Source organism: Sinorhizobium sp. CCBAU 05631, assembly GCF_002288505.1.
In the GTDB taxonomy this organism is placed as follows: domain Bacteria; phylum Pseudomonadota; class Alphaproteobacteria; order Rhizobiales; family Rhizobiaceae; genus Sinorhizobium; species Sinorhizobium fredii_C.
Genome location: NZ_CP023065.1, coordinates 622,706 through 637,326, shown reverse-complemented (window position 1 = coordinate 637,326; position 14,621 = coordinate 622,706). Strand labels below are relative to the sequence as shown.

11 protein-coding genes and 5 pseudogenes are annotated in these 14,621 nt (G+C 60.1%); 6 read left to right on the top strand and 10 right to left on the bottom strand.

Going from position 1 to position 14,621, the window contains the following annotated elements; all coding sequences use genetic code 11:
• Window positions 1–1,069: 1,069 nt before the first annotated feature.
• A complete protein-coding gene (locus tag SS05631_RS29690) occupies window positions 1,070–1,759 on the top strand; it encodes an OmpW family protein (protein ID WP_037427317.1) in 690 nt (229 codons plus the stop codon).
• Window positions 1,760–2,192: 433 nt separating this feature from the next.
• Here SS05631_RS29690 and SS05631_RS29685 read toward each other — a convergent pair whose 3' ends face one another.
• Entirely contained in the window at window positions 2,193–2,426 is a 234-nt protein-coding gene (locus tag SS05631_RS29685) for a hypothetical protein (RefSeq protein ID WP_083854362.1), read from the bottom strand.
• On the opposite strand from SS05631_RS29685, the gene SS05631_RS29680 reads away from it, so the two are divergent.
• From SS05631_RS29680 to SS05631_RS32380, 4 genes and pseudogenes are all read left to right on the top strand, one after another.
• Window positions 2,425–3,138, top strand: coding sequence for a hypothetical protein (locus SS05631_RS29680; protein ID WP_010875281.1), 714 nt, complete (start codon window positions 2,425–2,427; stop codon window positions 3,136–3,138). The genes SS05631_RS29685 and SS05631_RS29680 overlap by 2 nt on opposite strands.
• A 745-nt stretch (window positions 3,139–3,883) precedes the next feature.
• Window positions 3,884–5,424, top strand: a pseudogene (gene istA, locus SS05631_RS29670) (IS21 family transposase).
• Between the two features lie 15 nt (window positions 5,425–5,439).
• Window positions 5,440–6,201: an IS21-like element helper ATPase IstB gene (gene istB / locus SS05631_RS29665; RefSeq protein ID WP_037427675.1), complete on the top strand. Its 762-nt coding sequence runs from the start codon at window positions 5,440–5,442 to the stop codon at window positions 6,199–6,201.
• 533 nt (window positions 6,202–6,734) lie between these two features.
• A pseudogene (locus tag SS05631_RS32380) lies at window positions 6,735–7,170 on the top strand (hypothetical protein); the annotation flags it as partial.
• Here the strand turns inward: SS05631_RS32380 and SS05631_RS29655 are convergent.
• Window positions 7,102–8,364: a type II toxin-antitoxin system HipA family toxin gene (locus SS05631_RS29655; protein WP_037427543.1), complete on the bottom strand. Its 1,263-nt coding sequence runs from the start codon at window positions 8,362–8,364 to the stop codon at window positions 7,102–7,104. The pseudogene SS05631_RS32380 and the gene SS05631_RS29655 overlap by 69 nt on opposite strands.
• Window positions 8,361–8,591 carry a type II toxin-antitoxin system Y4mF family antitoxin gene (locus SS05631_RS29650; protein ID WP_010875278.1) on the bottom strand — a complete coding sequence of 77 codons (231 nt, stop codon included), beginning with the start codon at window positions 8,589–8,591 and terminating at the stop codon, window positions 8,361–8,363. Before SS05631_RS29650 ends, SS05631_RS29655 begins: the two co-directional genes overlap by 4 nt.
• Window positions 8,592–9,130: 539 nt before the next feature.
• On the opposite strand from SS05631_RS29650, the gene SS05631_RS29645 reads away from it, so the two are divergent.
• Window positions 9,131–9,478, top strand: a complete 348-nt coding sequence (locus tag SS05631_RS29645) for a DUF1778 domain-containing protein (protein WP_162109205.1) — start codon at window positions 9,131–9,133, stop codon at window positions 9,476–9,478.
• Window positions 9,479–9,826: 348 nt separating this feature from the next.
• Here the strand turns inward: SS05631_RS29645 and SS05631_RS29640 are convergent.
• The 7 genes and pseudogenes from SS05631_RS29640 to SS05631_RS29615 form a co-directional block, all read right to left on the bottom strand.
• A pseudogene (locus tag SS05631_RS29640) lies at window positions 9,827–10,721 on the bottom strand (amidohydrolase).
• 56 nt (window positions 10,722–10,777) lie between these two features.
• Window positions 10,778–11,679, bottom strand: a pseudogene (locus SS05631_RS29635) (substrate-binding domain-containing protein).
• 43 nt (window positions 11,680–11,722) lie between these two features.
• Window positions 11,723–11,932 (bottom strand): annotated as a pseudogene (locus SS05631_RS29630) (ABC transporter permease); the annotation flags it as partial.
• Window positions 11,920–12,243, bottom strand: a complete 324-nt coding sequence (locus SS05631_RS32375) for a hypothetical protein (protein ID WP_240533549.1) — start codon at window positions 12,241–12,243, stop codon at window positions 11,920–11,922. The pseudogene SS05631_RS29630 and the gene SS05631_RS32375, both read right to left, overlap by 13 nt.
• A 41-nt stretch (window positions 12,244–12,284) precedes the next feature.
• Entirely contained in the window at window positions 12,285–12,812 is a 528-nt protein-coding gene (locus tag SS05631_RS32370; RefSeq protein WP_244412471.1) for an ATP-binding cassette domain-containing protein, read from the bottom strand.
• Between the two features lie 10 nt (window positions 12,813–12,822).
• Window positions 12,823–14,082 carry a TRAP transporter large permease subunit gene (locus SS05631_RS29620; protein ID WP_095678161.1) on the bottom strand — a complete coding sequence of 420 codons (1,260 nt, stop codon included), beginning with the start codon at window positions 14,080–14,082 and terminating at the stop codon, window positions 12,823–12,825.
• On the bottom strand, window positions 14,079–14,609 hold the full coding sequence (locus SS05631_RS29615; protein ID WP_037426488.1) for a TRAP transporter small permease: 531 nt from the start codon (window positions 14,607–14,609) through the stop codon (window positions 14,079–14,081). Before SS05631_RS29615 ends, SS05631_RS29620 begins: the two co-directional genes overlap by 4 nt.
• Window positions 14,610–14,621: the final 12 nt, after the last annotated feature.

The window sequence follows — 14,621 nt, the reverse complement described above, 5'->3', positions numbered from 1 at the left end:
CCGTCATGGATCCCGCACCTCGGAGAAGGCTGCGACGTTCGATCTCGGGTGGATAGCTTGGCAGTTCCCGAGAGGATGATCCGCGATGTTCAAGAAACGTGCCAACTGCCAGGAAGGAGCTCGGAAGAACAGTTCCGCTACAGTTCAACGGCTTGCGCTGGAAAGTGCGGCGTCGCGCGCCTGGCCGAACATTGTGTCGCGCACTTCACAGGAATAGCGAACGGGTCGCCGTGTTGGCGGCAACGCGCAGATAGTGCAAATCCAGCCGCCGGCAAGGGCCGCTAGCGCCACCAAGATGCAAATCGCTCCGATGGATTGCGGCGACTACGACCCGCACGATACCCGCCTGTCCGGCCGGTTGCATGCCGATGGCAAAGGGCTCGGCATGACGCCTTCCGCGAAGGAGGCGTCGGCGGGGCGATAGGTGAGAGCGGCCGGATGTACTGCATAGTAGGCGAGTATGCTGTGCACCGAAGGCCTCGCCCAGAAGCGCACGGCAGCCGAGCTTGTAAATGCCGAGCTTGTGGGTCTGGCAGGCTGCCACGGACAAGGTCACCGACATGAGCGATTTGTGGAAGGTGGCGGATGGCCGCATTCCTGTAATAGCCTCTGTCTTAGAGCCATCCGGAGGCGACAAGCGTGTCGCAGTTGCGACATTTCAGTGCCCGCCGCGTCTCGTCGGGAAAGATTTTAGAAATAGGCCAGGCGGCAGTGGTGGTTGATTGGCCGTTACACGTATTTCCAACTGATGGCCCGGCCACTGCCTTGCAAAGTGCGTGACGGCGCGACTCCTTGATCGGGCGGCGGCATCAGGCGTCGGGCGTTGAAGGCGGCCGGGAAGCGCGGTCCTTGAGGCCAGCTTCGTCCAGCCTGTCTGTACTTCAACGTGAGCCAAATCTCAGCTTCCAGCCGAAAGCCTCCGTGCGACACATTGCCCGCTCCGCGCGATAAAGCGTTTCTTTCTGACTACGGTTGATCTCGATCAATATGCCGCCGCTGCGCACAGTCTACCGTTCGCCTTGCAACGATTGGTTCCGATCCAACTTATGCTGGTTCAAGGAGAGCTCAGATGAGCAGGAATGATGCACGGTATCTGAGATGTACCGCGGCACTGGGTGCGGCTTTCTTCGCATGCGGGGCAGCCGCGGCGGAGCTGACATCACCGCCTGTTGCCCCGGCGACAGAGGGTGTAGCGGCCGGGCTAAGTCCCTGGCAGATCCGCGTGCGCGGTCTGGGCGTCATCACTGAGGACAGTGGCTCAATCAACGGCGTGCCTGGCTCGGACCTTTCCTATTCGGACTCGTTGATCCCGGAACTTGACATCAGCTACTTCTTCACCGACAACATCGCCGCTGAACTTATCCTTGGCACGACCTATGCCAACATCAAGGAAGTTGGCGCGGTCGGGGTTCCGGTCGGGAAGGCCTGGCTGCTGCCACCGACGCTTACGCTGCAGTACCATTTCACCGACTTCGGCGCCTTCAAGCCCTATCTCGGCGCGGGGATCAACTACTCGCTGTTCTACAACCAGAGCGAAAAGGCGGGGTTCCATGACCTCGAGGTCGACAATCATGTGGGCGCTGCGCTGCAGGCCGGTTTCGACTACATGGTCGACGAGCATTGGGGCGTGAACTTCGATGTGAAGAAAATCTTCCTCGAAACCGAATGGAAGGCTGATCATGACGTTCTCGGCCCCCTGAGCGGCAAGGCAAAAATCGATCCGTGGTTGATCGGCGCAGGCGTGACCTACCGTTTCTAATAGACCATTACTGCCGGAGAGGGAGACGCAGGCCCGTCGGGCGCGTCCCCAATTGTAAACGGTCTCTATGCAGACCCTGAAGGCGGGTCACGTCGCCCTCTGTTCCCTGGAAAATCCAGAGTGACAGGTGCAAAAGATCGCCGACTCCGTGCAATGTCCGCGTCGCTTCCGTCGCCTCCGGATGTACTCTCGATAACCGCTGGACTTTCGTCCCGCTGATGATCCGTTAAAAGACACCGTTTCGCCGGAACCGTACGTCAGTCAACGATACCCGACTTTGAAACGCATTCATCTACGCAGTGGATCTTTGCTATCCACACAACCGTTTTGGCAACTTCCGAACGCCGGTATAGAGAGTTGACTTCAACTGGAGGCAAGGGCGAATGTCTATTGCGAGCCGCTGTTAGAGGTGGTCTGATTGTTGAACTCACTTTCAGGCCATCGGTCTATGACGATCCGCCGAACCACCGCGAATTTGCCCTTTTGTCGGCCACGGATGTGATGCGCGGGAATTCCGATCATCGAGATCGACCCGAAGCGCGCGGCCGCAGGCGGCGCAATCGCGCATGTCGCTGCTTTGCGCGACGGACGGCTGGCTTGCCTGCAAAAGCTCAGAAAAAAACGCCACGAAGTTCGTAAGTCTGCAGTAAAGGAGTTTCATTTCCATGGTTTTTTCATTTTCCACGTTCAATCGGCTCGTCACCTTCACCGTCATGGCCGCCATCGTCAGCGTGCGGCCTTTGACGGCGGAAGACCTGTCCTCCCAGCAGCAGTGGCCGGGAACCCCCTTGTCACGAGTGGAAGCCCTTGCGGTTCTTCAGACTCTAAACGCGAATCTCCTCAGCAATGCCAGTGCGACGCTCACGCTCGATCGCTGGTGTGAAGCGCATAGACTTGCACCACCCGGTTCGAAGATCGTAGCAAAACATGTACAGGGACACGACAAGCCAGCTAACGTTCATATTCGTAAATTGCTGCACGTCGGGCCTAACGAGCCGATCGTCTATCGCCATGTCCGCCTAGCATGCGGTGATCGCATCCTTTCGGAAGCAGACAACTGGTATGTACCCGCAAGATTGACAGCCGAGATGAACGAGGTGCTGAATACGACTGATATCTCGTTTGGTCGAGCCGTTCGATCCTTGAACTTCACCCGAACCAACCTAACGGCCAGACTGCTTTGGTCCCCTCTTCCGGAAGGCTGGGACATGTCAGCCGAATTACCAGTGTCGAGCTCAGGGCCCTTGATTCCACCGCCATTCCTTCTCGAACATCATGCGGTGCTAAAGTTGCAAGATGGCACGCCTTTTAGTGCCGTGGTCGAAAGCTATACGAACAATGTGCTCGATTTTCCGGCTCCGCTGCTATATCCGCAATAAAGCCTAGAGGATTGGCTGGCGACTCGGCGTTAGCACGGAATCCGATTGAAACCGGACGCCATTCGGATCGGACACCGGACAGGATTCGGATTGTGCCGAGCAGTTTGGAGTGATGAGGCCTCCGCCACCGGCGTCTTAATCGTTGAGCCGATCGGAAGGTGCGCGAATCAGCGCTCGCTTGAATGGCTTCGAGGGGCTCCTCGATCTGGTGCGGCCGGGCGCGTGCCGTGGTCCTGGTGGGCCTGCCGGTCGATGTAGTGCTTTCGAATTGCCGGGCGTGATCACCAGGAAGGTACGCATCGAGACCGTATTCCGTTAAGCCAAATCTTCGACGCCGTGGATCGCCGGGCGCCCCCCTGAAGTCACCCCGCATGGCCCAGCAGCGGAACAATTATGATTGCGGCGTGTTCGTGGTGGACGGCACGCGTGCGCTGGTTAGCATATTGGCGCAAGGACCACGACCAGCGCACGAGCCGCTGCACCTCGACAACCTCGTCGCCGATGGGCAGGCACTTCAGGACCGACTGAGGGCTCATGCCGCCTTGGACCGATAGAATTTGGGGAGCGGCTTGCGTATTTCAGGCGATCGTGAGCACGGATTTCACCGCATCGTGAGCACGGATTTCGCGGGATCGTGAGCAGCGATTTCAGACGATCATGAGCAGCCTTCTCGAAGGTTGTGGACGCTTCGGCCGACATCTCAACCAGGCTACAGGATGCCTCGTCAATGCAACGAGGAAGCCTGATGCCAACCCAGAGATTGTCGATGCGCCGGATCAGAGAAGTTTTACGTCTAAGACATGTCCAAGGCCTGACCGAGCGTGTCATCGCGCGCACGCTCGGGGTGAGCAATGGCGTCGTGCATGGTTATCTACGGCGCGCCCGTCTTGCCGGGCTGAGCTGGCCGCTGCCCGAAGGGATGGATGACGAAGGCCTTGAGCTGCTCCTCTTCCCGGCGCCGAAGGCGGCATCGCAAAGCCCCCGGCGACCGATACCCGATTGGAGCTATGTGGAGAAGGAATTGCGCCGCCGCGGCGTGACGCGGGTGCTGCTGTGGGAAGAGTATCGCGCCGCCAATCCCGACGGCTTTGGCTATACCTGGTTCTGCACGACCTTCGAGGCCTGGAAAGGGCGGACGCGCCCGACGATGCGCCAGACGCACCTGGGCGGCGAGAAAGTGTTTGTCGATTTCGCTGGCGACACCATCGACATCTTCGACCCCATCACCGGCGAAGCGCACGCCATGAAGCTGTTCGTCGCAGCGATGGGCGCCTCGAACTATACCTACGCCGAGGCGTGCCCGAGCGAGAGCCTGCCCGATTGGATTGGCGTTCACACCAACCTTTTCACCTTTCTGGCGGCGTCCCGAAGTTCGTGATCTGCGATAATCTCAAGGCCGCCGTCACCAACCCCGATCGCTACGACCCCGGTCTCAACCGGACCTATGCCGAGATGGCGAGCCACTACGGCACCGCGGTACTCGCGGCGAGGCCGAGACGCCCGAAGGATAAGGCAAAAGTTGAAGTTGCGGTGCAAATTGCCCAGCGCTGGGTCCTGGCGCGTCTGCGCAATCAGCGCTTCTTCTCCCTGGCAGAGCTGAACGCTGCCATCCGCGTGCTCGTCGCCGAACTCAACGCCCGCCAGATGCGCGGTTTCGGCTCCAGCCGAGCCGAACTCTTCGCCGAGATCGACAGGCCGAAGCTGGGAGAACTGCCGGACCAGCCATACGTCTTTGCACGCTGGAAGCGTTGCCGCGTGGCACCCGACTATCACGTCGAGATCGACGGGCATTGGTATTCCACGCCCTACCGCCTCATTCGCGAGCTCGTCGATGTGCGGATCGCCGACAAGACGGTCGAGATCTTCCACAAGGGCCAGCGGATCGCCAGCCACGCCCGTGCACCCAACCGGCGCGGCCATACGACAGTCGCCGATCACATGCCGAGCGCGCATCGCCGCTACGGCAAGTGGACGCCGGGAGGATTGATCGCCGCCGGCGAGAAGATTGGTCCTTCCACCGCCGCCTTCTTCCAGGCTGTCATCGCGGACCGGCCGCATCCCGAACAGGGCTTTCGCACCTGTCTCGGCATTCTGTCGCTGACCAAGAGCTACGGCAATGCACGTGTCGATGCGGCCTGCCAACGCGGCATCCTCATCAAGGCGCGCTCCGTCGCCTCGATCCGTTCGATCCTCAAGAACGGCCTCGATCGCGCTTTCCTCGACGAGGCGCCCGATCACCAACCTCTGCGCCACGGCAACATCCGCGGTCAGGGCTATTTCCACTGAACCATGGAGGTCTCAATGCTCACCCACCCCACTCATGAACAGCTGATCGCACTCGGCCTGACCGGAATGGCCAAAGCCTTCGAGGAGCAGCGACGATCGCCGGATCTCGATGCCCTGTCGTTCGAGGAGCGCATCGGGCTTCTTGTCGATCGCGAAGCCGCCGAGCGCGACACCAAACGGCTCACGACGCGGCTGAAGTTCGCCGCGCTGCGCCAAAGCGCCTGCGTGGAAGATGTCGATCTGCGCACGCCGCGCGGCATCGACCGCGCCGTCTTCGCCCGGCTCGTCGCCGGCGACTGGATCGACCGCCACGAGAACTTGCTCATCACCGGCGCAACCGGCCTTGGCAAGAGTTGGCTGGCCTGCGCTCTCGGCCACAAAGCCTGCCGCGACAATCGTTCGGTCCTTTACCATCGCGTCCCGCGGCTCTTCGAGGCGCTCGCCCTCGCGCGGGGCGACGGACGCTACGGGCGCCTGCTCAAGACGCTTGGGCGCGTGCAGATCCTCATCCTCGACGACTGGGGCCTGTCGGTTCTCACCGCGGCCGAGCGCCGCGACCTCCTGGAGATCCTCGACGATCGCCATGGTCGCGCATCGACCATCGTCACGAGCCAAATCCCCGTGGAACACTGGCACGACGTTATCGGCGATCCCACCCTCGGCGACGCGATTCTTGACCGCCTCGTTCACAATGCTCACCGTCTTCAACTCACCGGAGAAAGCATGCGAAAACAGAACGCTCAACGCTCAGCTCTTGACGCAGACTCAAACACCTGAATCAATGAACACGTCGGTCGAAGCGGCCGCTCATGATCGCCTGAAATACCTGCTCACGATCAAATGAAATGAGCGCTCACAATCGCGTGAAATGGCTGCTCACAATCAGCGAAATGCGCAAGCGGCTTGAGCGGCTGTCCTGCGGCCATGGCGCCCAGCGCAATTTCGGCGGGACGCAACAGCCCGCACCACATGACCCTGTTGCGGGAGGACTCCCACCGTTGATCCCGTTTTGAGTATGGCGCAAGGCGACGGCAAGGAGGCGGTCGGCCCAGATCGGTAGGCCGCCGCATGATGTTAGGGAGCCTTGGCCGCATTCTGACGACGATGCAGCTCTTGCCGGCGCACTTGTTGGTCAGCGCGCTCCTGTCAAGCTGCGCAAGGCGGCGTAGTCACGCCGCTGCTGGCATTGAACGCTTCTGCGAAAACGAAGACGTTCCTTCATCACCGAACACTTTTCTCCACGGCATCAACACCTCCGGCCAACAAGTGTTACTCCTTGTGTCCGGTACGACACGTCGCCTATGTTCTTGCAGCATCTCCGCGTCGAAGCCTGACTTATCGGCGAGCGTCGGACGCAGGGGGAGAAGAAATACTATGTTGCTCACCTACCCGCCAAGGCAGACCTGCGCACGTTAGCTGCCACAATCAAGTCCTGACGGAGTTGCTAACAGGCCCATCAGCAGCTCAAAGAGGAATTCGGACTTGATCAACTTCGAACCGCGATCCTGGCAATGGCACGGCCCTCATCGTCACGCATTCATGATCATAGTTGATTTACCTTCCTTCAACATCGGCGTCTTGCAGCGGAAAAAAGACCACCGAGCCGCGGCATCCCGATCTCGCCTCCGGAAAGCCATGGCCTATTCTTGTGCCCGATCCAGACGTGGAAGACAGCGGCTAAATCGACAACCTGACGAGTTTGGCGCGGCCTGCAACCGAGTCCGCAAAGTGATTTATCCTAGCTGAATCGATGTAGAGGTCTGAGATGTCTTCCAATACTCTCGCTACGGCTTCAGCGGTGGAGTCGACCAAGTTTGTAATTCGGCGGCGCACCAAAGGTAAGCCAACTCCAGCTTCCTTTGCAAAAGTCTGCCACCCATCAGCGTCCATCTCGGCAAGCGTGACCCTTTTCCCGATCCTCATGGCCATTTTCGGTGAAAGGTCTGGATAGGCGACCGTAGAAAGCAGATCGTACAGCGGGGCCATTTTCGGTCCCTGATCGTCGTAGAGGATCGAGAAATTCTTGCCGTGGGCATCGGCATTTCCGACAACCAGGTTGAAGATCGCGGCGTCCAGCAGCTTCAACACATCTGTAGCGGGCCGCGCTGATACTCGCCGCAACAGCTCAAAGCAGTCCTTGAATGTCGGCCCGCCCTCGCTGGCGTATTTCGTTTCAGGCGGCACACCAAGTGCTTGGCAAAAGTCTTCCTGGTGGATGCGGTGAACCACACCGTCGGCATCGCGATAGCGATCGTATCGCTCGACCACAAGAAAAGGGCGCCCATTCGCAGACCTCGGTTCGACTGGTGCAACGTCGAGGCCGATCGCTGCAGCGAGTCTCATCACGAATGCTTCGTTTTCGGTTGTCCCTGGAAAGCGCGCGATTGGTGGTTTCAGAATATGTGTTGTTGCTTGTCCGGAAACTGGAAGCGCGAGCTCGCCGTCAATCAAAACAAGCGGCACCTTGGACTGCGCGCCGGCTAGCGATAGCCTCAAGCCTTCCTGGCCGGCCAATAGCGGCCGCGTCGGAAGTGCGTCCAGTATCCGAACGATTCCGGCCTCATCCAGAGGTGTCGGCTGCTGGTCTGGAAGCGGCCCTGCCTCTATGGGCTCCTGATCTTCCGGCAAAAGCTGAAGTGCGCCGGCGACGTCGCCGCCCAAGCGATCAAGGAGCGCAAAGTCGTTCGCAGGTGAAACGCCCAATGCCTGCGCTGTCACAAGACGTTGGCTTTCCTCGGGCAACAGGCCGCCGAAAAATGGTCGGCATTCACGACGAGAAAAAGGTTCTGCGCGCTTCGGGAGGGAGGCAGACAGCGGAAGCGTGTTTTCGTCGTCAAGCCAAGCTTCGCTGTAGGCAAAGCCGATATCACCGTGCCTGTCCTGGGTGAATTGCCCGACAATGCGACCATCCCACCAGACGTTGAGAACCCTTACCGTCATTTTCTACGTTCACCAGGAGCCAGAATATCGATCGAACAGCCGAGTGTTTGCAAAACCTGCAACACTTTTCCTATCTGAGCTGTCGGTTTGCCCGCTTCGAGATCGACAATGAACCGGAGGCCAACGCCGGCAACGCCCGCAAGCTCATCCTGCCGCAAGTTTTGCTCCTTGCGCACGATGCGGACTAGAGCGCCGATATCGGCTGGAGTTTTGATGCGCTTCGCCATTTTTTTGTTTTCCCGCTCGGGAAAGTAGCATCATATCGGCCGCCCTGTCGAGGGAAATTTCCCGGTCGGGAAAATTTATGCCCGAGAAGGCGTATCGCCAATGAAATTTACCGCTCGGGATTACGAAATTGAGTGGCAATTTTGGTGGCAGGCTGAGTTTTCGTCCCGTCCTCAAATTCTATGAAGCGCAGTATAAGCCTGGGCGGCGTGCGGGCTCAGATTCCGCCGCGCCGTTTCTGCCTGGACTGCCTCCCTTATGATGCTCCGGATATCTTTAGGCCGCTGAGGGGCGGCGCCTCACGTGCGGCCTCATCGACGACGGTAGCCTTTCTCGCGCCCGCAAGTGCAGCTCAAAGGCGGCTTGCGCCTGGCCAGCTTGCTGATCGTCGGGGTGGGCATGTTGCACCTGCATCGAAGCGCCAGTTTGGTTGGCGAAAAATTGTCCATGCTAGTCTCATCTCCGCAGATCCCGGCGGCACGCTACGCTGGCAAGCTGCCGAGAAGCTGACGAGCCTCGCCGCGCAGTGTAAAAAAGCCGCGTGCCAATCGCGCACGCGAAAAAAGTCCTGGACGCAAGCGTGCCGCTGAATATGCGCATCAAGCCTGCGGTCCGCAACCTGATCGCCCGCGCTGCCGAGCTGCTTGGGAAGACACGCACTAATTTCATGCCGGAGGTCTCTGAGCGTCGCGCCGAGGAGGCGCTGCTCGTCGCGCACTTCGTTGCCTGCGAGGGCAACCGCGTCATCGCCTACTGCGCACTCGCTTCCGGTGCGGTAAAGCAGCCGGAAGCGGCTGGCGGTTTCCGGCGCAAATGCCTGACCCGGTTCCGGGTGCCGTCCTCGGCCGCCTCGCAGTCGACCCTCCTATTAGGGTCGCGGCATCCGTAGGGCATTGGTGCACGACGCAGGCCTGCGCCTGCTCCATGCTTTTGAAATCCTCGGCATTCGCGGTGTGCTGTTGCATGCGATTTCCAGTGAGCGCGAGCGTTCTAGAGGCGATCGGCTTCCTGCCTTCGCCGTCCGACCCCACGATGCTGACGGCCGGGTTGCATGATCTCAGCAGTGCGCTGAATCCCTGACGATCTTTAGGCCGCCCTCACAATTCGGATGTGGTTTTGTAATCGTCAGAATGTGGCGATCACTGTAGCGGTCTACCCCTTTGCCGAATCAACGCAGTCGCCGGGCACGGGCGAAGCCTGTAGCACCGCTGCGGAAGCGTAAGCCTCAGTCCCAGCGTTATACTCGGTAAAATGTGGCCGCGTTGTCGTGGAACAGTGCCGAGCGTTCTGAGACCGAGAAGCCCACGGTGATCTTCTTGAAGGCATTCCAAATGGCGTCGTAACTTGAGAACAGCTTATCGACGGGGAAATTCGAGGCGAACATCGCCCTGTCGACCCCGAAGGCGGCAATCGCCTCCTCGACATATGGGCGGATGCTCTCGCTGGTCCAGTTCCAGTTCCCCATGCCGAGGCCAGAGATCTTGCAGGCGACATTCGGCGCCTGCGCAAGCGTGTTCATCGCTTCGCGCCAGCCTTCGAAATGCGACGGCCCGTCGACCTGCATACCAGTGTGATTGAGAATGATTTGTACGTCGGGGAAATCGCGGGCGAGTTCCAGAAATTCCTCCATCTGCCAATAGTAGAGCTGAAGGTCGTAGCTCAGTCCGCGGCGAGCCAGTTCCTTGAAGCCTCGCCGCCATTCGAATGTACGGCTGACCTCCGGCTGGGTCAGGTAGGTCTTGGCGCTATCCGTATGATAGTTCATCGACTGGCGGATACCGCGGAAGTTTGCGTATTGCATATGCTCGTCGAGCAAGTCGCCGACATCGGGTCTACGGAAGTCGGCATAACCGACGATGCCGTGGGGGAAACCATGCTTGTCCGCAACGCCCTGCAGCCATTTGGTCTCGCCGGCGGGGTTCTTGGGGGTCGAAACCGACATCAAGGTGGACCGCCTTGACAAGGTTCCGGTTCTTCGCGTCAGCGAGAAAATCCCCGACCAGATAGGTTTTGTTGATGGCTGTGTAGTCGCCGAAGGCGGACGGCTTCACCCCGTCGGAAAGCCAGGGATAGTAGTTGGTCTCCAGATCCCAGAGGTGAAAATGGGGATCAATGATGGCAATGTCGGACATGGTATCTCCACCGGATTGCGGAAACGGCAAGCGACGCCGTTCCCGCGTGTCTCTTGTCAATTACTGGACGGGAAAACGCGTGCGATGACGGCCTTCGCTTCCGGCGTATCGATCTTGTCCGCCGTCACAAGCGGCATCACAAGCGCAAGGTCCTTCTCAACCGGCGCATCGGTCAGGGCGTTGAACACCTGCTGCGTGCCGTCAATACCCTGACCTACCGCTTCCTGGAAGAAGATGCCCTGGATGGCGTTGGCTTTCAGGAGCGCGATGGTCGTCGGGCTGCCGTCTGCGACCGCGATGCCGATCTTTCCGGTCAGGCCGCGGGTCTCGAGCACCTTCGCCGCGCCGGTACCCGCCTCGTCATACATCGCAAGCCAATGACATGCTGACCGCCCATCCGGATATCAAGGCGATCTACGGCCTTCTTGCGCGCCCTGCAGATACTTCTGGGCATTTTCGCGATCCTGTGGAAGGGACAGCATGCCGACCTTTTTTCCTTCGCGCTCCTTCGCGAGTGCGCAGACGAAGCTGCCTTGGGCTTTACCGGTTTCGTAGTTGTTTGCAGTAACCGAGGATGTAGTCCGTCTGGCCGGGTTGTGGGCCGATACCGGCAAAGGCAATCGGGATGTTCTGGGATTTCAGATAGGCGAGCAAAGGCGGGGTGCTGGTCGAGTTCACCGGACCGATGACGATCGCGTCGACGCCCTTGGTCACGGCGGTCCGTGCATTGTCCATCTGCTTGGCGGGCGAGTTCTCCGACGTGAACTCGACATAGTCCATACCAAGCCTCTTCCGCTTTCTGCTTCACGCCGAAGCCGACCCACTGCCAGTAGGAAATGTCGAGCGACGGCGCGAGATAGGCGACCGTTTTCTTATCCTCCGCATGCGAGACGCTCGACAACGCCACCAGCGCGGCACCCGCTGCCATGGCGAGCCACCCGTTCAGTTTCTTCTTCATGCCTTCTTCCTCCTCTTGATGTCCAGGTCTCCCCCAGGACGGATTACACGGCACCGCGCCGCGATTTGCTGAAGCGATCAATCAGGACCGCGATCAGGATGGCGATGCCCGTAACCGACCCCTGCCAAAAACTGTTGATGCCGATGAGATTGACGCCGTTCTGGATGACCGTGATCATCAGGGCTCCAAGAACCGCACCGATAGCCGTTCCGGTGCCGCCGAACAGGCTCGCGCCGCCGATCACGACGGCGGCGGGCCCGCAGGAGCGCCGGCAACACCGAGAATGGTCCCAGGCTGGAGCGTTACGGAAAACCCTTTTTCCGCGATCGTCAGCGGTTCATCGGACAGAGACGCCACCGGTGCCGGCCGAGCGGAACGGGCAACGGCCGTGGCTTGCGCCTGCCCCATATGCTCGATGATGGCGAGATCCGACAGCTCTGCCGTCGGCACGTTCCCCACCACGGTTCTTCCGTCCCGGATAATCGAGCAAACATGGGCGATCTGGCGGATTTCCTCCATGCGATGCGAGACAAAGACGACCGAGAGGCCATTTTCCCGTGTCAATTTTCTCAGAACCCCGAACAGCCGCTCCGTCTCGGCCGCGGTCAGATTGGCGGTCGGCTCGTCCAGGAGGATAAGTTCGGCCCCGACGACAGCGCTCGCGCGATCTCCACCATCTGTCCCTCATGGAGGCTGAGGTCGCCGACGAGACGGTTCAGCGCGGTACCCGCAAAGTCCCGATCAATCATCGAAAGGGCGGCATAGGCCTGGCTGGCGGCCGTCCTTCCATCGTAAACGCGCGAGCCCTTGCGGAAATGAGGCAGTGCTATGTTCTCAGCAACCGTCAGGTGGGGAAGAAGCGCGAGTTCCTGGTGGACGACTGCAACCTTGCGGCGACCGTCCGCTTCGGTGAGGATGTTGCCGGCCATATCCCGGAAGACGAGTTCGCCACCATCCTTTGCCGCCGTTGTGATGACGCGGATGAGCGTCGATTTGCCGGCACCGTTGCCGCCGAGGAGCGCGTGTATTTCGCCGCGCGCTACCGAAAAATCCACGCCTTTGAGCACGACTGTCGCACCATACGACTTGGTAAGTGATCGGACCGAGACGATGTTTTTGCTGGCGTCGGTCATAGTCCTGTCCTCAGTAGAGCGTGAGCGCCGGGATGAAGCTCACCGCAAGAAGGAGCGTCATCGCCATGGCAAAGAAGGGCCAGAGTTCACGGGTGGTCTCGCCGAGTGGTGATTTGGCGATCGACGAGGAGATGAAGAGCGTCGTGCCGATCGGGGGGGTGTAGAGCCCGATCCCAAGATTGATCACCATCATCAGCCCAAGCTGGACCCGGTCCAGACCGATCGTGTCGGCAAGGGGAACGAAGATGGGTCCGAGCAGCAGGATGGCGGGCGGCATATCGAGCGGCATGCCGACGATCAGCATCAGGATGTTCATCATCAAGATGATGACGATCGGGCTCGAGATGTTGGCGGCGACCCAATCCGCCATCTGCTGCGGCGCCTGGTCGAAGGTCAAGACCCAACCCACGGCGGCACTGCCCATGATGACCAGCATGACCACGCCGGTGGCCATGCCGGCCTCGACCACGTTGTCGCAGAATCGCTTCCATGTCAGGTCGCGGTAGTAAAGAAGGCTGAGTGCGAGCGAATAGACGACCGAGAGCACCGCGACTTCCGTGGGCGTGGCCAGGCCAAACCGCAGGAATAGGATGATCAGCACCGGCAGCAGCACCGCGGGCAGGCTCTTCAGTGCGAGCGTGGCGAGCTGCCGCCTGCTGGTCTGCGAGGGCTGCGAGGCGTAGCCGCGCCTCACCGAAACGAACCAGCAGACGAAGACAAAGCTCGCGGCCATCAGGATGCCCGGCAAGATGCCCGCGACGAAGAGGTTGGCGACACTGACGCCGCTTACCAGGGAGAAGAGGATCATGGGAATCGACGGCGGTATCAGAACGTCGATGACCGCCGAGGTCGCGTTGTTGGCCGCGCAGAGCGCGGGCGGAAAGCCGTGCTTTTTCTGCCACGGGATAAGAACGGATCCGAGGGCGCTGGCATTCGCCACGGCGGAACCGGAGACGCCGCCAAACACGACGGAAGAAACGACGGTGGTCGACAGGGGTCCGCCCCGCCAGCGCTGCATCGCATGCGATGCCAGCTCCAGCAGCTGCCGGCCGAGCTCACCGCCAAGCATCAGCGTGCCGGCCAGCATGAAGAACGGCAGCGCGAGCATCGGAAAGGATTGGGTCTGGTCATAAATCTGCTGCGCCACAATCGAAAGCGGCAGATAGCCGTTGAACAGGACCGCGACGCCGGCGGCGATAATCAGGGCGTAACCGACCGGCACTGCCAGCATCATCAGTGCGCAGAAGACAATGACCATCACGATCGTCATAGCGCCACCTCGCCGCTTTCGGTATTCGTCCGGTGGTCCCAACCGAGGCGCAGCACGCGCAGAACGACAGCGAGCGTGACGATCGCGACCAGCACGGATCCTACGGCAAGGGCGAAATACCCGACGCTGTTGGGCAATTGGAGGACCGGGCTGTGTTCGATCCCGGCGATCTCGCCTACAAGGTAGGCCTGGTAGCCGAGCACCAGAAATGCTCCCGCGCTGACAAGATTGGCGGCGACAAATGCAGTTGAACGTGCGCCATCCCGGAGTTTGTCGTAGATCCACTCGACCGCCATATGGCCGCCGGAATGGGCCGCCAGCACGATGCCGCCGAGGATGAACCAGGGAAAAATCAGCACCGGTAGCTCCTGAGCGAATGGAAAGCCTCCGCCGGCCAGCACGTAGCGGGCAGCGACATTCGCGGTCATGAAGACCATGAGTGCGATGCCGCTGAATATGACGACCTGCCGCGCGAACCAGACGATGGCCCGTGCTGTCAGCTCTACGAGTTTTGAGAGGCTTTTCATGGGATGCTCCCG

Coding starts and splice junctions, on each gene's coding strand:
- SS05631_RS29650 (WP_010875278.1), bottom strand. CDS start 8,591: ATGGCGAAGCGCATCAAAACTCCAGCCGATATCGGCGCTCTAGTCCGC.
- SS05631_RS29680 (WP_010875281.1), top strand. CDS start 2,425: ATGGTTTTTTCATTTTCCACGTTCAATCGGCTCGTCACCTTCACCGTC.
- SS05631_RS29655 (WP_037427543.1), bottom strand. CDS start 8,364: ATGACGGTAAGGGTTCTCAACGTCTGGTGGGATGGTCGCATTGTCGGG.
- SS05631_RS29690 (WP_037427317.1), top strand. CDS start 1,070: ATGAGCAGGAATGATGCACGGTATCTGAGATGTACCGCGGCACTGGGT.
- SS05631_RS29620 (WP_095678161.1), bottom strand. CDS start 14,082: ATGACGATCGTGATGGTCATTGTCTTCTGCGCACTGATGATGCTGGCA.
- SS05631_RS29615 (WP_037426488.1), bottom strand. CDS start 14,609: ATGAAAAGCCTCTCAAAACTCGTAGAGCTGACAGCACGGGCCATCGTC.
- SS05631_RS29685 (WP_083854362.1), bottom strand. CDS start 2,426: ATGGAAATGAAACTCCTTTACTGCAGACTTACGAACTTCGTGGCGTTT.
- SS05631_RS32370 (WP_244412471.1), bottom strand. CDS start 12,812: ATGACCGACGCCAGCAAAAACATCGTCTCGGTCCGATCACTTACCAAG.
- istB (WP_037427675.1), top strand. CDS start 5,440: ATGCTCACCCACCCCACTCATGAACAGCTGATCGCACTCGGCCTGACC.